The 24,969-nt window shown below is 46.6% G+C and carries 25 protein-coding genes and 4 pseudogenes; 21 read left to right on the forward strand and 8 right to left on the reverse strand.

Features of this window, described 5'->3' with window-relative positions; translation table 11 throughout:
- The first annotated feature begins 68 nt into the window (after positions 1-68).
- From KB890_RS17575 to KB890_RS17595, 5 genes and pseudogenes are all read left to right on the forward strand, one after another.
- Complete coding sequence (locus KB890_RS17575; RefSeq protein WP_153591501.1) at positions 69-638, forward strand: hypothetical protein; 570 nt, start codon at positions 69-71, stop codon at positions 636-638.
- Between the two features lie 206 nt (positions 639-844).
- Positions 845-1,393 (forward strand): type 1 fimbrial major subunit FimA, encoded by a 549-nt coding sequence (fimA, locus tag KB890_RS17580; RefSeq protein ID WP_020325031.1) that lies wholly within the window; start codon positions 845-847, stop codon positions 1,391-1,393.
- 71 nt (positions 1,394-1,464) lie between these two features.
- Positions 1,465-2,004: a type 1 fimbrial minor subunit FimI gene (locus KB890_RS17585; RefSeq protein ID WP_022631439.1), complete on the forward strand. Its 540-nt coding sequence runs from the start codon at positions 1,465-1,467 to the stop codon at positions 2,002-2,004.
- Positions 2,005-2,134: 130 nt separating this feature from the next.
- Positions 2,135-2,764 (forward strand): fimbria/pilus periplasmic chaperone, encoded by a 630-nt coding sequence (locus KB890_RS17590; RefSeq protein ID WP_020806202.1) that lies wholly within the window; start codon positions 2,135-2,137, stop codon positions 2,762-2,764.
- 155 nt (positions 2,765-2,919) lie between these two features.
- Positions 2,920-3,630 (forward strand): annotated as a pseudogene (locus KB890_RS17595) (FimD/PapC N-terminal domain-containing protein); the annotation flags it as partial.
- A 20-nt stretch (positions 3,631-3,650) separates the two neighbouring features.
- Here the strand turns inward: KB890_RS17595 and KB890_RS17600 are convergent.
- Positions 3,651-4,682: an IS630-like element ISEc33 family transposase gene (locus tag KB890_RS17600; protein WP_004176137.1), complete on the reverse strand. Its 1,032-nt coding sequence runs from the start codon at positions 4,680-4,682 to the stop codon at positions 3,651-3,653.
- 91 nt (positions 4,683-4,773) lie between these two features.
- Between KB890_RS17600 and KB890_RS17605 the strand changes: the two are divergent.
- The 7 genes and pseudogenes from KB890_RS17605 to KB890_RS17635 form a co-directional block, all read left to right on the forward strand.
- Positions 4,774-6,633 (forward strand): annotated as a pseudogene (locus KB890_RS17605) (fimbria/pilus outer membrane usher protein); the annotation flags it as partial.
- A 13-nt stretch (positions 6,634-6,646) separates the two neighbouring features.
- Complete coding sequence (locus KB890_RS17610; RefSeq protein ID WP_031281108.1) at positions 6,647-7,174, forward strand: type 1 fimbrial adaptor subunit FimF; 528 nt, start codon at positions 6,647-6,649, stop codon at positions 7,172-7,174.
- A gap of 12 nt (positions 7,175-7,186) precedes the next feature.
- Positions 7,187-7,690 carry a type 1 fimbrial minor subunit FimG gene (locus tag KB890_RS17615; RefSeq protein WP_022631404.1) on the forward strand — a complete coding sequence of 168 codons (504 nt, stop codon included), beginning with the start codon at positions 7,187-7,189 and terminating at the stop codon, positions 7,688-7,690.
- 17 nt (positions 7,691-7,707) lie between these two features.
- Positions 7,708-8,634 carry a fimbrial protein gene (locus KB890_RS17620; RefSeq protein WP_020806166.1) on the forward strand — a complete coding sequence of 309 codons (927 nt, stop codon included), beginning with the start codon at positions 7,708-7,710 and terminating at the stop codon, positions 8,632-8,634.
- Positions 8,635-8,762: 128 nt separating this feature from the next.
- The gene (locus tag KB890_RS17625; RefSeq protein ID WP_020324779.1) at positions 8,763-9,620 is read left to right on the forward strand and encodes an EAL domain-containing protein; all 858 of its coding nucleotides are present in this window, start codon (positions 8,763-8,765) and stop codon (positions 9,618-9,620) included.
- A 515-nt stretch (positions 9,621-10,135) separates the two neighbouring features.
- A complete protein-coding gene (locus tag KB890_RS17630) occupies positions 10,136-11,452 on the forward strand; it encodes a tyrosine-type recombinase/integrase (protein ID WP_000290290.1) in 1,317 nt (438 codons plus the stop codon).
- 129 nt (positions 11,453-11,581) lie between these two features.
- On the forward strand, positions 11,582-12,178 hold the full coding sequence (locus KB890_RS17635) for a hypothetical protein (RefSeq protein WP_000268404.1): 597 nt from the start codon (positions 11,582-11,584) through the stop codon (positions 12,176-12,178).
- Between the two features lie 82 nt (positions 12,179-12,260).
- Here KB890_RS17635 and KB890_RS17640 read toward each other — a convergent pair whose 3' ends face one another.
- Positions 12,261-13,865 carry a hypothetical protein gene (locus tag KB890_RS17640; RefSeq protein ID WP_094965586.1) on the reverse strand — a complete coding sequence of 535 codons (1,605 nt, stop codon included), beginning with the start codon at positions 13,863-13,865 and terminating at the stop codon, positions 12,261-12,263.
- A gap of 779 nt (positions 13,866-14,644) precedes the next feature.
- On the opposite strand from KB890_RS17640, the gene KB890_RS17645 reads away from it, so the two are divergent.
- The 6 genes and pseudogenes from KB890_RS17645 to KB890_RS27825 form a co-directional block, all read left to right on the forward strand.
- Entirely contained in the window at positions 14,645-14,872 is a 228-nt protein-coding gene (locus tag KB890_RS17645) for a helix-turn-helix transcriptional regulator (RefSeq protein WP_000265818.1), read from the forward strand.
- Positions 14,873-14,934: 62 nt separating this feature from the next.
- On the forward strand, positions 14,935-15,681 hold the full coding sequence (locus KB890_RS17650) for a hypothetical protein (protein WP_024201514.1): 747 nt from the start codon (positions 14,935-14,937) through the stop codon (positions 15,679-15,681).
- A gap of 221 nt (positions 15,682-15,902) precedes the next feature.
- The gene (locus KB890_RS17655) at positions 15,903-16,463 is read left to right on the forward strand and encodes a type I phosphoribosyltransferase (protein WP_000135718.1); all 561 of its coding nucleotides are present in this window, start codon (positions 15,903-15,905) and stop codon (positions 16,461-16,463) included.
- 381 nt (positions 16,464-16,844) lie between these two features.
- Positions 16,845-17,459 carry an inovirus Gp2 family protein gene (locus KB890_RS17660; RefSeq protein WP_000628304.1) on the forward strand — a complete coding sequence of 205 codons (615 nt, stop codon included), beginning with the start codon at positions 16,845-16,847 and terminating at the stop codon, positions 17,457-17,459.
- Between the two features lie 27 nt (positions 17,460-17,486).
- Positions 17,487-18,053, forward strand: a complete 567-nt coding sequence (locus KB890_RS17665) for a YagK/YfjJ domain-containing protein (RefSeq protein WP_000287905.1) — start codon at positions 17,487-17,489, stop codon at positions 18,051-18,053.
- A 117-nt stretch (positions 18,054-18,170) separates the two neighbouring features.
- Positions 18,171-18,248 (forward strand): annotated as a pseudogene (locus KB890_RS27825) (hypothetical protein); the annotation flags it as partial.
- A gap of 11 nt (positions 18,249-18,259) precedes the next feature.
- Here KB890_RS27825 and KB890_RS17675 read toward each other — a convergent pair.
- The 4 genes from KB890_RS17675 to KB890_RS17690 all read right to left on the reverse strand — a co-directional run bounded on the left by KB890_RS17675 (position 18,260) and on the right by KB890_RS17690 (position 21,472).
- Positions 18,260-19,246 (reverse strand): IS3 family transposase, encoded by a 987-nt coding sequence (locus tag KB890_RS17675; protein ID WP_001354443.1) that lies wholly within the window; start codon positions 19,244-19,246, stop codon positions 18,260-18,262.
- A 79-nt stretch (positions 19,247-19,325) separates the two neighbouring features.
- Entirely contained in the window at positions 19,326-20,030 is a 705-nt protein-coding gene (locus KB890_RS17680; RefSeq protein ID WP_001067855.1) for an IS6-like element IS26 family transposase, read from the reverse strand.
- A gap of 36 nt (positions 20,031-20,066) precedes the next feature.
- Positions 20,067-21,194, reverse strand: a complete 1,128-nt coding sequence (locus tag KB890_RS17685) for a protein NO VEIN domain-containing protein (RefSeq protein WP_014837927.1) — start codon at positions 21,192-21,194, stop codon at positions 20,067-20,069.
- Between the two features lie 50 nt (positions 21,195-21,244).
- Entirely contained in the window at positions 21,245-21,472 is a 228-nt protein-coding gene (locus KB890_RS17690; RefSeq protein ID WP_000248278.1) for a hypothetical protein, read from the reverse strand.
- Between the two features lie 23 nt (positions 21,473-21,495).
- On the opposite strand from KB890_RS17690, the gene KB890_RS17695 reads away from it, so the two are divergent.
- Complete coding sequence (locus tag KB890_RS17695) at positions 21,496-21,687, forward strand: hypothetical protein (RefSeq protein ID WP_000951934.1); 192 nt, start codon at positions 21,496-21,498, stop codon at positions 21,685-21,687.
- A gap of 481 nt (positions 21,688-22,168) precedes the next feature.
- On the opposite strand, the gene KB890_RS17700 is transcribed toward KB890_RS17695, so the two are convergent.
- Entirely contained in the window at positions 22,169-22,711 is a 543-nt protein-coding gene (locus KB890_RS17700; RefSeq protein ID WP_000587837.1) for an AAA family ATPase, read from the reverse strand.
- 12 nt (positions 22,712-22,723) lie between these two features.
- Entirely contained in the window at positions 22,724-23,584 is an 861-nt protein-coding gene (gene aac(3)-IId, locus KB890_RS17705) for an aminoglycoside N-acetyltransferase AAC(3)-IId (RefSeq protein WP_000557454.1), read from the reverse strand.
- 142 nt (positions 23,585-23,726) lie between these two features.
- Here aac(3)-IId and KB890_RS17710 point away from each other — a divergent pair.
- Positions 23,727-24,197: pseudogene (locus KB890_RS17710) on the forward strand (IS4 family transposase); the annotation flags it as partial.
- Positions 24,198-24,250: 53 nt separating this feature from the next.
- Positions 24,251-24,955 carry an IS6-like element IS26 family transposase gene (locus KB890_RS17715; protein WP_001067858.1) on the forward strand — a complete coding sequence of 235 codons (705 nt, stop codon included), beginning with the start codon at positions 24,251-24,253 and terminating at the stop codon, positions 24,953-24,955.
- Positions 24,956-24,969 lie beyond the last annotated feature (14 nt).

Consider the following 24,969-nt stretch of genomic DNA (forward strand, 5'->3'; position numbering starts at 1 on the left):
TCGTTATTAGTGACAACTTTTTTTTTCGGAACGCGTTCGCTACTACTATTAAATCTAGTAAGACGGTAATGTCTGAGGATGCCTTTATTGTGAGCTCAAAGAGTTATGATGGAGCTATTGTGATCATCAGTATCGCAAATAAAGATGTCATGCTTAAAATTCTGGGTGAAGTAATGAAAATGAATGTGCTCAAAATATTTTTAGAACCGTTGCATTGGCCATCTAGAATGAATGTATTTAAAATGCACAATGTATATATAGTTCCCTACAGAATGAAACTAAATCAGTTTATAGAGACTATAGAAAGTTGTATGTTGGCATTGGCAAGCGTGATAAGCATCAATCCAGAAAAGATAAGAGGTTCGGAATGGAGCACGATGCTATATTTAATGAGCGGTATTTCAAACCGTCAACTTGCTTATATGCTTAAGACTTCAGAAAAAACCCTAAGCGGGAGAGTAAACAACTTAGCTATCAAACTCGGTTTGGTTGGTTTTAATAAAGCTTTGCAATTGAGAGCAATGAATTTGTTTTACCTGATTTATACCTTAAATAAGCCAGCTGAAAAAAGAAACTATTTTATGAAACAGCAAAAGGCCATTTTAGAATCTGTCAAAAAATGGTTTGCAATTGTGTAGTTTTTTATATTGGTTATGTGGCTGTTTTTTGATTTTTATTAATAAGCCATACTCAATTCATTTGTTGTGTATGGGATCCGTTGATATTGGCAAAAGGAAAAAGATGACATTAATTATACGATGATTTTTATTGTTAAGTAACATGCAGTTATTGAATTAGATGAAATTGAGTACATGACTAATTTTACTGAAAATAAGGATTTTTTATGAATGCAAAAATTTTTGTAATTGCAGCGATGTCTGCTCTATCTTTGAGCTCCGCCGCGGCTTTGGCTAATACCACCACCGTTAATGGCGGTACAGTGCATTTTAAAGGCGAAGTCGTTAACGCAGCTTGTGCAGTAGATGCTGGTTCCATCGATCAAACTGTTCAGCTTGGCCAAGTTCGTTCGGCGAAACTGGCTACGGCAGGTAGCACTAGCTCCGCTGTTGGCTTCAATATTCAGTTAGACGATTGCGATACTTCCGTTGCTACCAAAGCGTCTGTTGCTTTCTCCGGTACCTCAGTTGATACAACTAACACCAGCGTTCTGGCGCTTCAGAATTCTGCTGCTGGTAGCGCTACCAATGTAGGCGTACAAATCCTTGATAAAACCGGTACCCCGCTGGCACTAGATGGAGCATCCTTCAGTGCAGCGACCACGTTGAACGACGGCACCAATATCATTCCTTTCCAGGCTCGTTATTACGCCACTGGCGCGGCGACAGCGGGTACTGCTAACGCTGACGCCACCTTCAAAGTGCAATACGAGTAATTTCAATATCAGACAGGGATGCGTTTTGGGCCAGGACGGCCCGTTATCCACAACGGGATTGGGGTAATAACGTGCAAGGAATGAAAACAGGTTTCCTGATGTTTCTGCTACCCCCGCTGGCGCTAGCTGGTGATCACTGGAACGTCATGGTAGCTGGGGGAAGTTTGCAATTCCATGGGGTCATTATTGCAGAGTCTTGCCGCGTGGAAGTAGGTGATCAGCAGATGACTGTGAATATGGGGCAAGTCAGCAGTAATCGCTTTCATTCAACAGGGGAGGATGCCAGCCCTGTGCCATTCGATATACACCTTCAAGATTGTAGTACAAAGGTCAGCCAGCAAGTCGGAGTATCGTTTCGCGGCGTAGCTGATGGAAAAAATCCAGATGTGCTCTCTGTAGGGGAGGGGCCGGGCATCGCTACTGGCATAGGTATCGCGTTTTTTAATAAAGAAGATCAGCTGATTCCCTTGAATGGTCCACCTTCCCTCTGGCAGAGGCTCTATACCGGTCCAACCACACTACATTTTGTAGCCAAGTATCGGGCTACTGGTAAGCAGGTCACTGGGGGGATGGCAAACGCACAAGTATGGTTTTCTCTCACCTACCAGTAATAAACCTGCGGACATTTGACAAATAGGTAATACCGTAAGCACAAAAGGAGTGAATGTGAATAAAAGATTGCGAATTACAAGAAGATTTTGGGTGGGGCTCTTTTTACTAGCCACAAGCAGTTATTCGACCATGGTACAGGCTGGTGTCGCGCTCGGTGCTACCCGGGTTATTTATCCAGCTGGACAAAAACAAGTGCAGTTGGGTGTAACAAATAATGATGATAGTAATACCTATTTGATCCAGTCTTGGATAGAAAATTCTGAAAATGAAAAAGATGGTCGTTTCGTCATTACACCACCACTTTTCGCTATGCAAGGAAAAAAAGAGAATATTTTACGGATTATTGACGCTACTAATAACCAGTTGCCGCAGGATCGGGAAAGTTTATTTTGGGTTAATGTTAAAGCCATCCCATCAATGGACAAATCCAAACTTAGCGATAATACCTTACAGTTAGCGATTATCAGTCGCATTAAACTCTATTATCGTCCGGCGAAATTAGCGCTAGCGCCTGATCAAGCAGCGGAAAAGCTCACTTTTAGCCGCAGTGGATCATCGTTGACGCTTACGAATCCTACTCCTTATTACCTGACGGTGACCGAGCTCAACGCCGGAACCCGGATACTGGAAAACGCGTTGGTGCCGCCGATGGGTAAAACTTCAGTTAAATTGCCTCCAGATGCTGGTAGCCGCATCACTTATCGCACAATTAATGATTACGGAGCACTGACTCCAACGATGAATGGTGTATTGCGTTAATGTCGGAGCGGTCCGTTGGCGGGCCACGTCACAAATAACAATAAGAACTGACAACCGGGCGAATTCAGACCGGAGGGACTATGTCACATCTCAAATATGGACTGGACCGTTTTGGTTCCTCTAGCACAAGGTTTCTTCCTTGCGCTATCTCTGCTATGGCTAAACTCTTTATGGCGTTCTTTTTTATTCTGTCGGAGGGGCATGCGCAGACAGAGATCTATTTCAACCCGCGCTTTTTAGCTGACGATCCTGCTTCAGTGGCGGATCTGTCTGACTTTGAAAATGGACAGGAGGTACCGCCCGGCACTTACCGCGTCGATATCTACCTGAACGATGGATTTATTACCACGCGCGATGTCACCTTTAACCTCGGCGAAAAAGGTCATGGATTAGATCCTTGCCTGGCCCGCAGCCAGCTGGCTGGGATGGGCGTGAACATCGAGGGGATAAAAGGAATCGATCGCCCTACCGCCGATACCTGCGTTCCGCTAACCAAACTTATAAACGGTGCGACGACTCATTTTGATGTTGGTCTGCAACGGTTATATCTCACCGTACCTCAGGCTTTTATGGGCAATCGTGCGCGTGGCTATATTCCGCCCGAACAATGGGATGCCGGCATTAATGCTGGATTGCTCAACTATAACTTCACTGGTAACAATGTGCATAACGATACCGGCGGCGGCAGCAATTATGCTTGGTTAAACTTGCAAAGTGGACTTAACCTCGGTGCCTGGCGGCTACGCGATAATACTACCTGGAATTACACTAGTGACGACGGTACTTCACGCAACAAAAATAAGTGGCAACACGTTAATACTTGGCTGGAGCGCGATATTACGCCCCTACGTTCACGCCTGGCCCTAAATAGCTGCGCCTAATACCGCTACACTTTTGCCTGACCATGTTTTCCTCCGGGGAATGGGCTGGCGGTTTCCATAAAATGGCGGACCTTTTTCAGTAACTGCCACATTGAGCGGCACTGATGATTACGGGTTATCGTGTCATGAAGTGCCTGCCATAGCCGTTCCACATGATTCACCCACGGCGAGTAAACCGGCTGGTAAATTACCCTGAACTTGGGATTTGCTTTCAACCAGCGCTGTGTTTCGCGGCTTTTATGGATAATGTAGTTATCAACGATCAGCGTGATTGTTTTCGCCCGCCGGTAAGTGGCTTTCAGGTGCTTCAGCAGAGCGATAAACAGCGCTGAACTTTTGCTGTTGCCGCCCACGTAGCTAACTTTACCCGTGCCACTGTGCAGTGCGCCGGCCAGATAGTATTTTTCGTTCTGCCCCGGAGTCACTACCCGTTTCTGCTGTCCGCGCAACTGCCAGTCCGCACCGATTTTAGGATTAAGGTGGATATCCACTTCATCTTCATAAAATACCGGATGCTCTGCGCTGCATTCATCCAGCGCTTTGTGGATTACCGCCATCTTTTCATCTTTATGTGGGTCACGGATACGCAGAGTTGGCGCGGCCCTGCGCCATACAAGCCCCGCAGATGGCAACCAGCGGCGAACGGTTGCTGCATGTAACTGGCAACCGGTTATCTCGTTGATTTTTATTGCCAGTAATTCGGTGCTCCAGCGTGAACGTTGATAACCAAAATCGCCGGGAGAATGCTTTATCAGCTCACGTAACAGGGTGCAGATATGTTCAAAAGGCCAGCGTCGGGAGCGCCCTGCGGGTAAGGATTTCAGGCCTTCAATACCTGAGTGCGTAAACCAGTTAATCCAGCGACCAACGGATGAACGGGCACAACAGAGAGTTCTGGCAACATCGCTGACCCGTTCACCCCGATGAAGCATCAGCATGGCCGTGAGTCTGCGGGCATGATTTTTATCGCGCGTTTTATGAATAGCTTTCTGCATCAGGCGTCGTTCGCCACGGGGTATTGGTGCTATGATCGGCATCGCTCAGTCCGGTTGGTGGTTTTGGTTGGTTTGGCGATTGATCAGATCGCACAATCCGGGCTGAGTTCCCTTTCAGTGATCTACTATTCCGCGCAGCTATTTAGGAGATAGTTATACCAATGGAGATATTTTTGACGGCTTCAATTTCCGTGGTACTCAACTCGCCAGTGATGACAACATGTTGCCGGATAGCCAGAGAGGCTTTGCGCCAGTAATCCATGGTATTGCCCGTAGCACTGCTCAGGTCTCTATCAAACAAAATGGCTATGAGATTTATCAGAGTACAGTACCGCCTGGTCCCTTCGCAATTAACGATCTTTATGCTGCGAGTAGTGGTGGCGACCTACAGGTCACAATTAAAGAAAACGATGGTACCCGTCAGGTCTTTAGCGTGCCGTGGTCAAAGGTACCCGTGCTACAGCGTGAAGGGTATACCCGCTATGCGTTGACAGCCGGAGAGTATCGTAGTGGCAACGTTCAGCAGGAAGAGCCTAAGTTCTTTCAGGGGACTGTTTTACATGGTTTACCCACCGGATGGACAATTTATGGTGGCGCTCAACTTGCTGAACGTTACCGAGCCGTGAACCTCGGCATGGGAAAAAATATGGGTGATTTTGGTGCCCTTTCACTGGACATTACTCAGGCGAACGCCACGTTGTCTGACTACAGCGATCATCAGGGACAGTCAATTCGCTTTCTGTATAACAAGGCGCTGAGCGATGTAGGTACTAATATCCAGTTAGTGGGTTATCGCTATTCTACAAAAGGTTATTACAATTTTGCTGATACTACCTATCGCCGGATGAGCGGTTACGACGTACAGACTCAGGATGGCGTTATTCAGGTGAAACCGAAATTCACTGATTACTACAACCTTACCTGGAACAAGCGCGGCAAAGTACAGGTGAATGTTACCCAACAGTTAGGACGTACTGCCACGCTTTATTTGAGCGGCAGCAATCAAACCTACTGGACAACAGGTAAGGCAGACCAGCAGTTGCAAGCAGGACTGAGCGCCGCGGTTGAAGATATCAACTGGACGCTAAGTTACAGCCTGACCAAAAACGCTTGGCAGCAAGGACGTGACCAGATGCTGGCGGTTAACGTCAATATTCCATTTAGTCATTGGCTTCGTTCTGACAGCCAATCCTTATGGCGCCACACCTCCGCTAGCTACAGTATGTCACACGATCTTAATGGCCGAATGACCAATCTGGCCGGGATTTACGGCACTCTTCTGGAAGATAACAACCTGAGCTATAGCGTACAAACTGGCTATGCCAATGGAGGAGAAACCGATACTAGCAGCACTGGCTATGCCGCACTGAACTACCGTGGCGGCTACGGTAGTGCCAATCTTGGCTACAGTCGCAATGATGGATTCAGGCAACTCTATTATGGCGTCAGTGGAGGCGTGCTGGCTCACGGGGACGGTGTGACCTTAAGCCAACCGCTGAATGATACAGTGGTACTAGTGAAAGCGCCGGGTGCGGATGGGGTCAAAGTGGAAAACCAGACCGGTGTGACCACCGACTGGCGTGGTTATGCGGTTGTGCCTTACGCCACTGAGTATCGGGAAAACCGAGTGGCTCTTGATACCAATACACTTGCAGATAATGTTGACCTTGATGATGCAGTAGTCAGCGTGGTGCCCACCCACGGCGCGATTGTGCGAGCAGATTTCAAAGCCCATGTTGGTGTCAAGTTGCTGATAACCCTGACCCGTAAAGGTAAACCGGTACCGTTCGGTGCAATAGTGACTTCAGGCAGCAGTCAGAGCGGCAGTATTGTAGCTGATAACGGTCAGGCCTATATGAGTGGCATGCCGCTTGCTGGAAGCCTACAGGTTAAATGGGGTGAAGGGGTGGGAGCTAGCTGTGTGGCCCGTTACCGCTTGCCGGAGGAGAGTCAGCGGCAGTCGCTGAGCCAGCTATCGGCAGAATGCCGTTAAGGAACGCATGATAATGGATACACCACTTAACCTTCTGAGAGCTGCACTGATCTTAATCTGTGCGAACGCTTTTGCGGCTGACAGTACCATATCAATCAGCGGCTATGTGCGCGATAACGCTTGTGCGGTCGCCATCGAATCGAAAGAATTTACCGTCGACCTGATGAATAATGCTGTGAAACAGTTCAGTGCCGTTGGATCTGTCACTCCAGCGTTACCGTTTCGCATCGTGTTATCACCTTGCGGCAGCTCGGCTACGGCAGTGAAAGTTGGCTTTACCGGCACTCCGGATAGCAATAATGACAAACTTTTAAAAATCGATAGTGATGCTTTTGCCGCATCGGGGATGGCGGTACAGATCCTGGACAATCAGCAAACGATGCTGCCCATAAATGCGGCTGCATCATCAATCGCTTGGACGAATTTGACACCTGGGCAGACCAATATCTTGGGTTTTTATGCGCGGCTGATGGCAACCCGTGTACCAGTCACCGCTGGCCATGTTTATGCGACAGCAACCTTTACCCTTGAATTCCAGTAACCGGAGGTTTTAATGAAATATCGATTTGCAGGAGCGCTACTGGTGGGGTTACTGTCCATGAGCGTCAGCACGTCACAGGGCGCCGATATCAACATTACGGTGAACGGTCGAGTGGTGGCCAGGCCGTGTAATATCGCAACTACCAACGCTAGTATAGATCTCGGCGATCTCTTTACCTTCAGCCTAAAGTCAGCTGGTTCCACTTCAGCGTGGCACGACACGGCGCTTAGTTTAACCAACTGTCCAATTGGCACCTCGCGGGTGGTCGCTACCTTTAGCGGTATGGTGGACAATACAGGTTATTACAAAAATCAGGGAACAGCGGGCAATATTCAGCTCGAATTGCAGGACGACAGCGGTAGGAGACTTAATAATGGGGCAGCGAAGTTAGTACAAGTTGACGATAGCTCTCAGTCGGCGAGTTTTCCGCTCAAGGTACGGGTACTATCTGTGAAAGGTGGTGCTACCCAGGGAACTATTCAGGCGGTTATTAACGTCACCTACAGCTATGCTTGAGCAAGGAGAATATGTGAATGAATAAACTTATCCCTCAGTTTACCGTCTTGCTATTAGCAGGCTGGTCTATCAATGTTTGGGCATTTTCTTGTATGGATGCTTCAGGCCAAACTCTTCACAGTATGGCTGGTCCTGGTTCTGTGAATGTATACGTCAATCTTCAGCCCACTATTGCAGTAGGGCAGAACTTAGTTGTTGATATTTCCCGTTCAGTGGTGTGTAGGAATGATGCTCCTACACATCGTAATGATAATGTTATGATGCTTTTTGGTTCGATGTATGGTGGGGCTCTATCTAACTTTACTGGTACTCTTCGATACTATGGCTCTTCCTATACTTTTCCATTGAGAAGCGCTACATCTCCTCATAATTTTACATCAGGTAGTTATGTACCCTGGAATACTCAGCTTTACTTAACTCCAATTTCTGCAGCGAGTAGTGTCGCGATTAAAGGTGGTACGAGATTCGCACAGTTAGTAATGTATCAGGTAGGGTCTGATATTACGAGCGGAGGTAATATTCAGACCGTAAAATTTACATGGAATTTATACTCAATGAGAGATGTAGTCGTCCCTACTGGTGGCTGCGATGTTTCCGCCAGAGATGTCACAATGACGCTTCCTAATTATCCGGGATCGATGGCCGTGCCGGTTACCGTTCATTGCGCACAGAATCAAAATCTTAGTTACTATCTCTCCGGTACGACTACAGATAGTGCAAATTCGATATTTGCTAACACTGCTTCTGCCTCTCCAGCACAGGGCGTTGGCGTGCAAATGACACGTAATGGAGCGATTGTTTCTGCAAACAACACTATCTCTTTGGGGACGGTAGGCCCTTCACCGGTGAATCTCGGTTTAACTGCGAATTATGCCCGTACCATAGGTCAGGTTACTGCGGGAAATGTTCAGTCCCTCATCGGAGTAACATTTATCTATCAGTAAATTTACGGTCAGTGAAAGATATATAATATTCTGTTTTACGGCTTGAAAAATTCAATGTCGCCATTTGGATATATATATTTACGGCGTCGTCCAAACTCTACTTTAAGTAAAGATCTTCAGGATTAATAATGATGGTTGAGTCTTTTACGCAGCAGGTCAACTGCTTTACGGATAGCCGAAAAGAATGCCAGGCAGTGCAAGCTTTGGCCACGCCCACCCCTTTTGAAAGCGAGCTAGTTCATGCCATTCAGAACGGTCAGGTCTATCCTGTCTTCCAGCCCATTGTCGATATCCATCTGCATATTAAAGGCATTGAAGTGCTCTCGCGTTGGCGAAAGGACGGCGTCGTTCTGCTACCAACCGAGTTTCTGCCGAACATACAGTCAGAAGCCATTTGGTTCTCGCTTACAGCTTTCGTTCTGCAAGAAGCGGTGCAGGGTATCAATCGCTATCAGGGCGAATTTTATTTTACCGTCAATATACCGACCTGCATCGCGCACCATCACCATCTTATCTGTTTGATGGAAACTGCATGGTTGCAGTTGCATAATCCGCTGTGGGCCGATTGTCTGGTGTTAGAATTTGCTGAAACTGTCGACCTCACACAACAAGGAAATACGATAGCGAATATGCGGAAAATTCAAGAACGAGGCTTTCGTATCTTTCTTGATGACTGTTTTTCGCAAAACAGCGTGATTTTTCCGATAAGGTTGGCACGTTTTTGCGGTTACAAACTGGATAAGAGTATTATTAACGATTTCCAACGCGACCCACATGCTATGGCATTGATGAAAAGTCTTATCTATTACTGCCAGTTAACGCAGAGCGATTGCATCGCAGAGGGGGTAGACAGTTTGGAAAAGTTCAATAAATTGAAGGGGATGGGGTTGGTTTTTTTCCAAGGCTATTTGTTTTCGCAGCCGGTTGAACTTGAACACATGATGTGCATGATAAAGAAATCTAAATATTGTTTTAATATTCAATAAATTGATAAAAGTAATTGTTGTATGTGCATATTGCCAGACTTTTCTTGTTAGTTTTAACGATACCGGAGTTATCTTTTATCGATGGCTGCGCTGAAAATGGGAATAAAGGACGAGTTATTCTGGTTTTGTTAATTTAACGGGATGTTTACAAAGCATCAATGTCAGAGAATTGCCTGGCGGTTTGTGCAGCTGTCCTGTCGCCATCCCATTACGAGGCAACAAAAAAGCCACTCGAAAAAGTGGCTTTTTTGTTTGATTTTAAAGCTAAAATTTGGTGGCCCCTGTTGGGTTTGAACCAACGACCAAGCGATTATGAGTCATGAGGCAAGTTCGTTCTATATTGTTTTTGTTTGTTCGTGATTGCTTTATTAGTTGTTTGTAATCAATAAATTATGTGATTTTCCCTGTCTCCGCTTGGTTCCGTTTTTTCTTCATTGTACGATCGTTACCTGACCCATTACCTGACCCAAAATCACGAGTTATTCTGATTGTTACTGGTTTAGAAAAGAGGTTCTATGGCCGTCAATCTTACTGAAACAGCCATCCGAGCATTGAAAGCAAAAAAGACATCGTTCTATGTCTGGAGCAACAGCTCTCAACGTGGCACTGGACGACTTGGTGTCAAAGTTCAGCCTTCTGGCAGCAAGATTTTCTATTTCCGCTATTACGTGGAAAAAGGGAAAAAAGAAAGATTCATTCAATTGGGTATATGGCCTGAGATGAAACTGGCCACAGCGAATGAACTGGCAAAAAAGTATGGTGCCTGGCTCATTGAAGGAAAGGATCCCCAGGCAGAACTGGAACGACAACAGTTTGCAGAACAGCAGCGGATACAACTCCATCAATCACAGGGCTCATTTGAAGCATTGATTCATGGTTATGTTAACAAAATGAAAATTGATAATAAGAGGACATGGCAGGATGTTCTGAAACGCCTTGAAAATGAATGCTATACAGTGATCCCCCGTGAAACTAAAGCTAAAGATGTGACTTCCGGACAGATTAAACATATCCTGGCCGGGATCATTCAGCGCGGTGCTGTGGTTCACTCTAACCGGATCCGTTCTTACCTGATGGCTGCATTTAACTATGGACTGAAAGCAGATAACGATCCGATGAACACAAGTGTAGGGATTACTTTTGGGCTGGAGGCAAATCCGGTGTCAGTGATACCGAAACAGTCATCTGCTGAAAAAGTCGGTGATACCTGGCTGACACTTGAAGAGTTGCGTTTTCTAATGGAACATTTTGCTGAAGCAACCAACGTTGGATTATTGATGCAACATTTGATCCGATTCTGTATCTATACCGGAGGGCAACGTCCTTTCGAAATGATCGCCAGTCAGTGGTGTGATGTTGATTTTCAACAAAAAACGCTGCTGGTGACTGCTGATGTCTCTAAAAATAAACGAGAGCATTTGATACCGTTGACTGAATCAGCATTACAGGAATTATCCTGTGTGCAGGAGTTAACAAAAGAAAAATCCAGCCCTTACATTTTTCCACTTTCGACTAATGGTAAGCGTCCGGTTCGTACGGACAGTCTGGCTCGCGCTATCATGTATTTCCGGGCTTTTAATCCTGACTTTAAAATTTTTACAGCACGTGACTTACGTCGGACCTGTAAAACGTTAATGGGAGAAGCTGGGATCAGTAAGGAAATCCGCGATCGTATTCAAAATCATGCGTTGAACGATGTCAGTTCAAAACATTATGATCGATACGATTATTTGCCAGAAAAACGCAGAGCACTTGAGATCTGGGAGGACCGGGTTAATAACTATCAACAGCAAACAGGCAATAATGTTGTCAATCTGTTTGGCAGAAGGTGAGGGAGTTCCTGGTTGCTGTACGAATTGTGTACAATTGATGGGTATTGTTGATGCACTTGGTTCTTGTATTGTTTACTATAATTATTGAGGTAAATTTTCGTGCCGGTATTACTCAGAGGGGATTCAAAAATGGCTGTAATTCCAATGTCTTACTCCCCTGCTACTGTAGCTCGTCGTTTTTCGATACTGGATGGAGTAACTATTCAGGGCGTGCTTTACCAGATCATCTGGGATCCAAAGACTCCGTTTGCTGCGGTAATCGAAGCTGCACCTTCTGTTATTGATGGTGATGTTCGCCATAAGGTTGTTGCCACTCTGGAGCTTCAGCGTCGTCCCCGGCTTGAAGGCGTGTTTGTCCAGAAATTCTGGGAAGAACAGGATGTTGCTCAGATTGAAGGGATTGTTGTCGATGGCGCTGTACGTGATGTTGGTCTTGCAACGTTTGTTTATGAAACGATAGTCACAAAAGCGGGCGTTGTACTATTAAGTGATAACGAGCAATATGAAGGAGGTAAAGCTCTCTGGCAGCATATTGCGCGTCGTTCAACGAATCTGAAGGTGTTTATTTTAGATACTGATTCCGCACGGTATTACCCGTTTGATGGCGAACGGATCAGTTATGACGGGAAAAGCATCCCGGAATCAGAAATCTGGAGTGAACATCCTGAGCGAAACAGACACGCTGTCGTTCTTGTGGCTGAATCTGTTAATGGTAAAGCCGCATAATTTGCTGAGTGTCTCATTTTTTGAGATCTTGCTGGAAAGTCTCCTTTGGGGATAGCGAACTGCTATCCCCTTTCTCAGTGAGTTACTGTTCGACCAGACATTTTCCCCATAAAGGTCGTATCGAGTATCTATCTTCGCTATATGGATTTATTTTATTTTTTTCCCTCTGTGCTATCAGCAACGTGTCGATCTCATCCTTAATAATGTGTTGAACTGCTTGACGGTAACGGTTAAGCGAAGTGTCACTGATATCTTGTGGAAGTTGTAGACTGCCATCTGCCTTGACAAGTTCATTCACACCATCTTTAATTCTGCGTCCCTGACCATCAGGTATACCTTCATTCAGATCATAGCCTTTTAGTCCTGCAAGACGAATATTCACGTCAATCTTTTCTGTACGTATCTTTTTGTTACTTACCAACAGAATTTTATTGGCGTTATACCATTTTTCAAATATTTCCAGTTGTTTCATGATGTTTGTGAAGTTATTCAGTTCGCTCCTGAATTCAATAGATTTTCTAATTTTACGCTCTTTTGCATCAATGTTTATTCCTGGATAATTTATTTCCATTTTTAACGGTTCTGTGTATGCCTGTTGCAGGCAATCAGCAAGATTCATTGCTGCATCCTGCAGGGTATTGGTATAAATCAGTTTCAGAAGTTCATCACGCTGTATAGTGATTTGACAATAGTCTTTTTCCCCTGCGGTGGTGTTTTCAATCGTGTCACTTTCATCGGAAATAATTGTTGTGAACTTCCAGGTGTAACGAATAAAATCATTTCCTTTAAAATATTGCACTAATTTATTTAACCATTCATATATTTCCAGAGCATAAAGTTTAACGTATCCATCATATATTATCTTTGTTGCATTTTTGTTGGCTAGCGAAAACATTTTGTCCACGAATTCTGTACGCCCGATTGTTAGCAATTGTTTTCTAAGTTTACTCACATCGTTAGTATCTGGTTTCTCACAATTCCAGGGACTTTTGTATTCATTTTCAAAAGGAGAAAGCCATTCAGGAATCTCTGTTTCTGAGTGATAGCAGTTGTTAATAGCCAAACCAAGGGTTCTGGCAAGTATCGCTGATTCATCAATTTGATGGTATCGGTTCAGTTGTTCCAGTAATTCTTTAGTACATGAGTGCGCAACAGAAAGATCCTGATGGCAATATCCTTGTCGAACCAGAGCGGGAAGTGGTGAGCAATGAGCTTTACAATCTGTCAGAATATTGAACAAATCGTTTCTGACGAATTCTTCCATCTCAGGTGTTTTCCAGCCACCACTATTTTGGCCGACAAATTTTGCTGTTGGTTCCCTGTTCATATCTCCCCAGGTTTTCAGGCTGACGAGTCTGTTATCAAAACCATTGTATAAATGGCACATAACCTGAAAAGCAGCATACAGATCTTTAGATAGTGGATTATCGGTCTCACTTATGGAGTAGTTCTCTCTGTTTTTCTCTAAAATACTTTGGAGTTTTGTGTTAGCGCGTAATGCCGAGAGAATCCGATGTTGTTCATCAAACCAAGGACGATATTCTGGATCCAGATACAATCTGCGTGCTTTGAAAATGAGTAGAAGCAACTGTTCGGAAACAGCTTCATGTATGTGGGGAAACGGCATGGAGGTGCCGGATAAAACACGATAGTACGGGTGGTTTGTTTTTACCTTTTTAGTTACCATAATGTTAAATTCTTCCGTCTATTGCATAGCTGTTTCCAGTAGAGAAACTTGATACAGTCCTTTGTCAGGACATTGATACAGAGTTAACAGCCTCTACGAAATGGGAATCAGTTATGCAGTGGCATTATACGATGCTGAATCTAATACGATATCCTTAGCGTTTATTCCTGATTTTTTTACGAGCATTCCCTTTTGTTGCATATTGCTCAGGACGCAAATGATTTTACGGTTATAGCCCTCTACAGTCACGTCACTTTCATCTGAAAATATGTATCGTTTTCATTCAATTATTATCTTTTGTCTGCACTTTAGCTTTAGAAAGTTGGCAAAAATCAACTCCCTCTTACAAGTTCTATTATCGCCAGAAGATAATTTTGTGAACTTCGTCACGTTTTCAAACTAATGTTGTGGGGGCTTTTCTGGGGAGAATTTTTGGTCACTACCCCTCCTCTTGATATCATAGATTATAACAAGATTTTTTTTGTTTTTGTCTGCATAAAATAACCTACGAATATTGTGATTTTGATTTTTATTTTGTATACCAAAAAGCATTGTTTAAGTTATTTTTATATTGTGACTTTCTTTGTTGTTATTGTGTTATTAGAAGTCAGTTAATTAAATCATTTCTCGCAATTTGATTTCTTGGTTGTGCAAATGTATTGTTTTGCTCGTGAGTTGCTGGTGCTGTTCAACAGCATACCACTACAGATAGATGTAGTGATTTGAGCAGCTCACATGCATATACAATCTGAAAATCATGAATATATAAGGAGAGCAATATGTGGAAGCCGTTAAGAGATGAGAACCGTTTATCAATTTTGAAGATCTATGGATACACCTGTGACAGACTGGTACGAGAAAAGGAACGCCAGAAAATTACGTCTATTTCTCGTTCACAAGCCTGGAAACTGGAACGTGAAGGAAAATTCCCGCCACGTAAAACTATTGGAAAGAAATCCTGTGGGTGGTTATTAAGTGATCTATTGTGGTGGATTAGTCAGTATTAACCTTATAGTATCAGAATAATATATATTTCTATATTTTAATTTTATAATTAAAAAGGAGTTTCATGATGAAACGTGTCTCTTTCTCTCTTGCAGAAACATATGAAGTTGATGTAATTAAAAAGTATCAGCATTTAAAAAAATGCTCATTTTCAGCAGCGATTAAAGAGTGTTTAAAGCTAGGGGCTCCTGTTTTAAACAGGATAAATGAAAATATTGCTGCTATAACTGATATAGAGGATAAGCTACGTCAGTTTTTTAATGAGGAACCATTTGTGCAACGGACAAAGCCTGAAATAACAAAAGGAGAGTTTTTTCATAGCATTTATAAATCGCATATCAAATATGAATATGATGTTCTCGATAGAAAGATATTTCCTCATGAAAGCACCAGAAATGCTATGGGAGTTGCAGAGAAAAAGGGAATTAAAGAGAATGCGACCTTAATGCTGGAATATTATAAAGTTGAGAAGGCAATTTGTATTTACACGAACAGAAAAGTTTCCCATACCCTGAATCGTGCAGGAGGGTTTTATAAAACCATTCTGATTAAAACCAGTGTTTTTGGGGATTATTTTTTTGACTTTTGCAATTCAGTTTGCCTGCCGATAGATGAGTTGATTGAGTATGGTACGAAAGAAACAGTGAGGCGACATCAGATTCGTAGTACAGGATTTTGTACTTTTCATATTCCGATTTTTTATATCAATAATAAGGCTGTAATAGTGCCTGTTCTGAGAACAGAGGAAGTTTCACAAAGTTCCAGAACAGGTGGAGATGTTATTATTATTAACCCATTTGAAGATGAATGATTATGGCCCGCGTAGATTTATTCATAACCCAGAAATCGTGGTGTAAATGATGAACAGAAACCGCTTTCTGAGGTTAAAGAGAGCAATCATTACCCGGGAGTGGCCAACTCTTTTATCGAGTACTTTTCCGATGTATCTGGAGAGCCTCCCTTAGAAAAGAGTAATGCGACTCAGGAAAAAACAGGTTCAATAATTAATTCATGACACCAGTTTGAGGCATTATGGCGAGTTTTGCATACATAGACTCTGAAAAATGGTCAAAACTTAATCGCTTAAAATCCATGATTCAGAGATATTTTAAAGAACCACTATTGCAGTTAACAGGCGAATTGGGTCGCCCGGATTATACTCTGGCAGACAGAAAACGGTTAGTTCGACTCCTGACGCAGGATATGCAAAGGGGTGATATTCTGATTACTAAATCGTTAACTTGTTTTGGTAATACGCCGGAAAAAATACAGGAGGTTTTATCTTTAAGTATCAGACAAGGTATTAATATTTGCTTTTTTACGTCATCAGAGTTGCCGGATGGTGATGATATTCCTGTGGTACTCACCGGGATGATTTTACCTACAGATATTAGAGGAAAAATTCCCGACATCAGTATCCGGAAAATTAAAAGAAAACCAGGAAGGAAAGAAGGGAGTATTCATAGTAAAAATATCAGACAGTTGAAATTGCAGGGGTTCAGTCAGTCACAAACAGCCAGAAAATTAAGCATCAGTTTATCCACTGTAAAAAGACACTGGGATAAAGGTATTGTTGATCTAACTGCAGAGTAACATTTTATAGTCCTTGTAGCTATTGGCAATGGAGTTATAAATACATGTGCGTTGGATAGGTAATATATATTATATCTGTGATGTATAGTATATGTGTAATGATGGATATGATGTACTAATAGAGCTAATGGTATTCTGATACCAAATAATTAGTTGTGTGTAGATCATAACTCTGTTTAATGTTTTAGAACGTTCTAATGTAACTGTGTAACATCATCCTGTTCTCTAATGTAACAATAGGCAGTAGCGTTTTTCTTAATTGACGCCCAGAGGGTTATATATCCCTCTGGGAACTACTGATACGAATATTAATATCTGCTTCTGTTGTGTATTGGGTAGGTTAACTATTAGCTTATCTCTGAAAGCAAAAGGAATATTAACATGATTACGATTGAAACTCTTTACGGTGAATGTCATGAGGCTCACGGGTTAAAAATAAGAAACCAGGTGAATAACCTCTTCCAGAAACATCCCAGAATAACGGCAATACGGGTGGATCTCCATTATCCTCCCGTGATTGACAACGGGGATACCATTACCTGTTTTCCTAACCTGAGTCCCGGAGAGATATCTCGTTTCCGTAACTCGCTGAATGCGAAAATTAATGCAGATCAACACCGTAAAAAACAACAAGGCAAACGCACCTACGCAACGTCGGTTTGTATTATCTGGGCGAAAGAATATACGCAGTCCTTTAAATGTCATTATCACGTCTGCCTTTTTTTTAACAAAGACGCCTATTACCACCTGGGAGACTATGAGCGCTCTGACACCCTGAGAGGGTTAATTACCGGAGCCTGGTACAGTGCCTTAGGGTTAGAACTGGAAGATCACCAGGGACTAGTTCATTTCCCTGCTAATGGACGTTACATCCTGGATATTAACGATCCTGATTTCCCTGAGCAATATCAGCGCTTATTGGCACGTCTGGATTATCTGACGAAGCTCGACACTAAAGCATCAGGCCAGCGTAACTTTGGCTACAGCGGTTTTTGACCTATTGTAACTGTAAGGTGATTTATTATGTATACAGAATCAAACGTTAAGCTTTCCTGTAACGCCCTCTGGCAAAAGTATGTCCTTGCAACTCTGTATCGGGCTGCAGCTACACATCCTAAAATTAAATTATTACAATTTAAATTAATACCTTGCCCAGGTATGAACAAGGCAATTCCCTCTCTGATGGCTGATTTTACTGGTGAACTGCATAGACTAATTTCTGAATATTTGCAGTGCAAGCGACGTAAAGATAAATCTGTTGAGCCCGCCCCTTTATATTATCTCTGGAGTAGGGAAGCTGTGGCTAACGATACCACTCCTTATCTTATGGTACTGCTACTTAATAACGATGTCTGGTGTAAGAGTCGTGAGGTGGTGGCTCTCAGAAATCTGATTGAGCAGGCGTGGGGAAAAGTATTGGGTGAAGATAACTCCATTACACATCTGGTTGTGTATCCTGAAGTGCTGTCGTTGGTATTTGATGCAGCTAACACATACAACGCTGAGCCTGGTGTACTGGAACAGACGGCCCAGGCTTACATTGAATCGCATGGTGCCATTGAACGTCATCTTGGGTGTAGTGACTTTTAACGACGTCAGGTGATGCATAAGGGCCTTTCGCTGAGAGGCCCTGTTTACACAATTAAATAAGTCGAGCCCGACCAGCAATTTTGACGTTGACGGCAGGATTATTGAGGGGCAATCAATGTGTTCTTCGGCAGCGATTACGGTAGTGAACGGACCTGCTGTCTGAATGGTATCGATCCGCAAGCGTATCTGCGCCATTGGATTTGCCCCTATATTTCCAGACACCTGTTATCACTTAACCCATTACTGGCCCGCTGCCGTAGATATTCCCGTGGCGAGCGATAACCCAGTGCACTATGCGGATGCCATTCGTTATAATGCTCGAACGCCTCTGCAAGGTTCTTTGCTGCCGTTAACCCGTCTGGTTTGGGCATGATACTGATGTAATCACGCTTTATCGTTTTCACGAAGCTCTCTGCTATGCCGTTACTCTCCGGACTCCGCACCGCCGTGTTCTTCGGTTCAAGTCCCAGCATCCGGGCGAACTGGCGTGTTTCATTAGCCCGGTAGCATGAACCATTATCCGTCAGCCACTCCACTGGAGATGTCGGAAGCTCGCTGCCGAAGCGGCGTTCCACCGCTCCCAGCATGACGTCCTGTACTGTTTCACTGTCGAAGCCGCCCGTAGTGACCGCCCAGTGCAGTGCCTCACGGTCACAGCAGTCCAGCGCGAACGTGACCCCCAGTTTTTCTCCGTTATCACAGCGGAACTCGAAACCGTCAGAGCACCATCGTTGATTGCTTTCTTTCACGGCCACTTTGCCAGTATGTGCCCGTTTCGATGGCGGTACAGCGGTTTTTCGCTCAAGCAACAGCGCATTCTGGCGCATGATCCGGTAAACACGTTTGGCATTGATAGCAGGCATACCATCAAGTTCGGCCTGTCTGCGAAGCAGCGCCCATACCCGACGATAACCATACGTGGGCAGCTCTCCGATAACATGGTGTATACGGAGAAGCACATCCGTATCATCTGAGTGACGGCTGCGGCGACCATCTTTCCAGTCATCGGTTCGTCTGAGAATGACGTGCAACTGCGCACGCGACACCCGGAGACAACGGCTGACTAAGCTTACTCCCCATCCCCGGGCAACAAGGGAGACCGTCATTCCCGGTTCAAAGCTCTGCTGAACAATAGCGATCTTTTCCTGTGTAGTACGCCGTCTGCGTTTCTCCGGCCCTAAGACATCAATCATCTGTTCTCCAATGACTAGTCTAGAAACGGCACTGTTGCAAAGTTAGCGATGAGGCAGCCTTTTGTCTTATTCAAAGGCCTTACATTTCAAAAACTCTGCTTACCAGGCGCATTTCGCCCAGGGGATCACCATAATAAAATGCTGAGGCCTGGCCTTTGCGTAGTGCACGCATCACCTCAATACCTTTGATGGTGGCGTAAGCCGTCTTCATGGATTTAAATCCCAGCGTGGCGCCGATTATCCGTTTCAGTTTGCCATGATCGCATTCAATCACGTTGTTCCGGTACTTAATCTGTCGGTGTTCAACGTCAGACGGGCACCGGCCTTCGCGTTTGAGCAGAGCAAGCGCGCGACCATAGGCGGGCGCTTTATCCGTGTTGATGAATCGCGGGATCTGCCACTTCTTCACGTTGTTGAGGATTTTACCCAGAAACCGGTATGCAGCTTTGCTGTTACGACGGGAGGAGAGATAAAAATCGACAGTGCGGCCCCGGCTGTCGACGGCCCGGTACAGATACGCCCAGCGGCCATTGACCTTCACGTAGGTTTCATCCATGTGCCACGGGCAAAGATCGGAAGGGTTACGCCAGTACCAGCGCAGCCGTTTTTCCATTTCAGGCGCATAACGCTGAACCCAGCGGTAAATCGTGGAGTGATCGACATTCACTCCGCGTTCAGCCAGCATCTCCTGCAGCTCACGGTAACTGATGCCGTATTTGCAGTACCAGCGTACGGCCCACAGAATGATGTCACGCTGAAAATGCCGGCCTTTGAATGGGTTCATGTGCAGCTCCATCAGCAAAAGGGGATGATAAGTTTATCACCACCGACTATTTGCAACAGTGCCCGTCGGCTTGAGATGCACATGTTGGCTGAGGTCGCCGGGTAGCGTGAACAGGCGCGGACCGTCCCGAAACTGGAACACGCGATACAGATGGAATTGATCGCCCGCCTCCTTGGAGAATTCGAGTTCGTTGTGGCTGACCAAGAAAGACGAGCCTACCCCGCCATTGGTGGTTTTCACCTCGATGAAGCGCTCATGGGCGTCCTCTTCGAACGACAGGATGTCGAACCCCGCACCGTCTCCCTGGGTGTCGGACACCCAATCCAGCCGCTGAAAAAGCTCTGGGTGGCCGAGCTCGGTCAGGCGTTGCTGTTCGTAGCCAATCACCCACTGCTCCCCTGCCCGGCCCAGCTTGCGGTTGGCTTCATCGCGAGCGGCATAATCGAACTTTCGCGGTAGGCGTTGCCGTAGAGATGCCGGGGTACGCACAAGCACTTCACGGGCGGGTGGTTCTACCAAAGCCGCTCGGTAGGTTTTGTCACCCGGAAGTTTTACCTCCTCCAGGGCATCGACAAGAGCGCCGACCGTCTGCTGATGTTCCAGAACGTAGGCGTGTACGGATTTACGCAGCAGCAGTTGGCTGTTGCCGCGTGGCTTGTAGCCGTTGATATAGGGCAGGCCCAGGGCATCGAGTACGGCGCTAATGTTCTGGTGCTTGAGCTCGACTGAAGACTTGCTGCGACCGTTCAGCAGTTGGCGCAGTGCCTGGTTGTGCTCGGACTTGTTGTACGGCTCCCCAGCCGCCTCGGCACGCAGCATGTCGAAATAGTCTTCGACCGTGGCCAGGACCTCTTCTTCGGACCAGTCTTCGCCGATGCGAATGATGCGAAACCCGAGCCGCGTCAGCGCCGGAACGACGGTCGCCTCGCCACCGGAGAAGCTGTCAGCAGTGAGCGGGCCCTGCTCGGGAAATTGCTTGCCGAAGGCCACACCGGCGATGGCCTTGGAATCGCAATCGGTGCCGGTCTTCGGATCACGTACCAGGAAGTCGCGGGACTTGCCGTAGCCGTGGCGCGCCAGGAATTTCGTGCGGCCCAGTTGCACGAACTCATCGATGGCAGCCTGCACGGCGGCGGGGCTTCGAAGCTGGGAGAGTTGAGACACAGGGTCCTTCCTTACTGTCATGGTGTGCCGGGAACCGCCGAGCCACGAGATTATGAGTAGCCCCTGAACAGAAACGTCACGATAAAAGCCGTGAACGCCACCAGGCCCATTAAATCCCTTGCGTATTTGCAGCCCGTGCTGTCCAAACCTGTACCAGGTCCGATCAACACGCTCCAACCATTGAGGTACGAAAACACCGCCTGACCGAACAAAAAATGCGTGATAGCCGCCGCAGCCATGACGCCGGAATCGTCAGACAGGCTGTAGCTGTTGACCATTGCCCTGTACGCCTGCATCTGAAATGGCTATTGCCCTGATGGGAGCCGGCTTTTCAGCCACCGACACCAGCGATGCCGTCAATATTCTTTACCCGATAACCATGACCGTACAAGCTAACAAGGCCTGGCAAGCCAGCGGACTTAAAAAGTCTTTTTTTCTACCATCCCACAAAAAAGTTCGTGGTGGAGAAAAGATAAGCTATGCAAGGCTTTAGGAGACGTGGTTTTTCAGGATGACGAAGAACGATTCGGCGCTAGGTGCAACATAGGTGCATCGCACGAGCGCTAGGAACGGCGAAAAAAGGCGGACGTGGCGAAATCGGTAGACGCAGCAGACTTTAAAATTGGAGTGCCCGCGGGGAAATCCGCGGAGTAGAACCGCTCAAAGTCGGGGAACGCTAACGGGCAATACCCTAAGCCAATCCCGAGCCAAGCCCCTTCGGGGGAAGGTGTAGAGACTGGACGGGCGGCGCCTAAAGCCTTCGGGCAATGGCGAAGGGACAGTCCAGACCACGAACGTCATCAGACGGCGGCGAAAGTCGAGGTGGTACGAAAATCTGCTTCTCTGTGAGAGTACGGGTTCGAGTCCCGTCGTCCGCACCACAAAGCCAAACATCCCTGCGATGATCGACCTCTGGGCGTTTGGTCGTGAGCCCGCCACCCTCGCGCTACGCTTTGCGCAGGCGTCGAAGGCGATCAGGTGCGCCCATCGATTCCGTCGAGCACCATCGCTGCGAGTTCATCGCTGGTGTGTGCACCACTATCGAGAACACGGGTTGTGCATGGAAGCCGTTCCCTTGCGGCCAAGCATCGGGCGACATTCGCTAATCGCCACTCTCGAATCTCCGCATTTCGATTCGGGTCAGGATGCATGGTCTGGTTCGCGATCCGGTGACGCAATAGGTCCTCGTTGAGCGTCAGAAAGATGTGCAGCAGCTGATCGTCGATCCGCCTTACCCCGTCGAGTATCTCAGTCAGATAGTCCGGGTGCACGAGCGTCATTGGGATGATGATGTCCTGCGAGTAATTCCTTCGAATCTCCCTGACCGCCGCGATCGTAAGTCCCCTCCACAAGGGGAGATCCTGATAGTCTCCGCTCGCTGGCATGGGGACCGTTTCTTTCACCACGAACCCGATTTCCTCGGGGTCAAAGATCAGCGATTTGGAACGCCGATCGCGCAGCCGCTTAGCGAGCGTCGTCTTTCCGGCGCCGAAAGGTCCGTTGATCCAGATTATCATTGTCGACGGCCTCTAACCTGAAGGCTCGCAAGAGCGCTCGACGGCCTCGTGCGGAGGCACGATCGGAGTGGTTCCGAAATGCTTCTCAAGATAGGTGACGCCGAACGTCACGATGTCCTGCGCGTCGAACAGGTAGCACTGAGCAAAGCCCACGACACCTTCTCGATGGCGACCGAGCTTCACGTAAGCATTTGCTATAGTTTCAACCGCATCCGGCTTTCCTTCGATAGCAAAGCAATCGAGAATGCCGTTTGAATCGTAATCCGATGCCGTTTTCCAGGCGACTTCACCGTCTCTTCCAAGCATCGGCATCTCATACGTCACCCACCGTTTGTTGGGGATATCGGCAACCGCCTCGGCGTAGTGCAATGCGGTAACGGAGTTTAGCGGCGCACCCAACAGCAGGGCCTTCCCGCCAAGGCGAACGAACCGCTCGACGGGCGATCCTTCCCCCAAGGCGTGACCGAGTTCGTGAGGCTCCGTCAGCGTTTCAGCCAGCGGACCAACCGCGACCATCGATGCATCGGGGTGCGCGCTGCGCCGCGCGCCGGGGGCTTGAACCAGAAATTGATTCAGCAGGCCGAACCCACGGTAAGTCCCGGCTGTTGCGGGATCGAACGGCAGCCAGGTACGGCGGGCTTCGTCATCCAGCCGAGCGCCATTCAGAGTCTCCTCGTAGGGTGATCGGTCCCACGACGCGTATCCCATCACAGTGCCAGTCGGCCCAACCGCGGAGCGTAACGCGGCAACGACCGTCTCCGCTCCTCCTTCGACCGGACCAATCGCTTTAAGTGAGGCATGCACCATCAAGAGGTCACCGGTTTGGACTCCGAGTTTTTGAAGCGCCTCCGTTATTGCCTTCCGCGTATGCATCGCGATATCTCCTCTAAACTGCAAAACACTATACGCTGATGAATCCCCTAATGATTTTGGTAAAAATCATTAAGTTAAGGTGGATACACATCTTGTCATATGATCAAATGGTTTCGCGAAAAATCAATAATCAGACAACAAGATGTGCGAACTCGATATTTTACACGACTCTCTTTACCAATTCTGCCCCGAATTACACTTAAAACGACTCAACAGCTTAACGTTGGCTTGCCACGCATTACTTGACTGTAAAACTCTCACTCTTACCGAACTTGGCCGTAACCTGCCAACCAAAGCGAGAACAAAACATAACATCAAACGAATCGACCGATTGTTAGGTAATCGTCACCTCCACAAAGAGCGACTCGCTGTATACCGTTGGCATGCTAGCTTTATCTGTTCGGGCAATACGATGCCCATTGTACTTGTTGACTGGTCTGATATTCGTGAGCAAAAACGACTTATGGTATTGCGAGCTTCAGTCGCACTACACGGTCGTTCTGTTACTCTTTATGAGAAAGCGTTCCCGCTTTCAGAGCAATGTTCAAAGAAAGCTCATGACCAATTTCTAGCCGACCTTGCGAGCATTCTACCGAGTAACACGGCACTGTTGCAAATAGTCGGTGGTGATAAACTTATCATCCCCTTTTGCTGATGGAGCTGCACATGAACCCATTCAAAGGCCGGCATTTTCAGCGTGACATCATTCTGTGGGCCGTACGCTGGTACTGCAAATACGGCATCAGTTACCGTGAGCTGCAGGAGATGCTGGCTGAACGCGGAGTGAATGTCGATCACTCCACGATTTACCGCTGGGTTCAGCGTTATGCGCCTGAAATGGAAAAACGGCTGCGCTGGTACTGGCGTAACCCTTCCGATCTTTGCCCGTGGCACATGGATGAAACCTACGTGAAGGTCAATGGCCGCTGGGCGTATCTGTACCGGGCCGTCGACAGCCGGGGCCGCACTGTCGATTTTTATCTCTCCTCCCGTCGTAACAGCAAAGCTGCATACCGGTTTCTGGGTAAAATCCTCAACAACGTGAAGAAGTGGCAGATCCCACGATTCATCAACACGGATAAAGCGCCCGCCTATGGTCGCGCGCTTGCTCTGCTCAAACGCGAAGGCCGGTGCCCGTCTGACGTTGAACACCGACAGATTAAGTACCGGAACAACGTGATTGAATGCGATCATGGCAAACTGAAACGGATAATCAACGCCACGCTGGGATTTAAATCCATGAAGACGGCTTACGCCACCATCAAAGGTATTGAGGTGATGCGTGCACTACGCAAAGGCCAGGCCTCAGCATTTTATTATGGTGATCCCCTGGGCGAAATGCGCCTGGTAAGCAGAGTTTTTGAAATGTAAGGCCTTTGAATAAG

It is taken from the genome of Klebsiella sp. P1954 (assembly GCF_018199955.1).
Taxonomy (GTDB): domain Bacteria; phylum Pseudomonadota; class Gammaproteobacteria; order Enterobacterales; family Enterobacteriaceae; genus Klebsiella; species Klebsiella pneumoniae.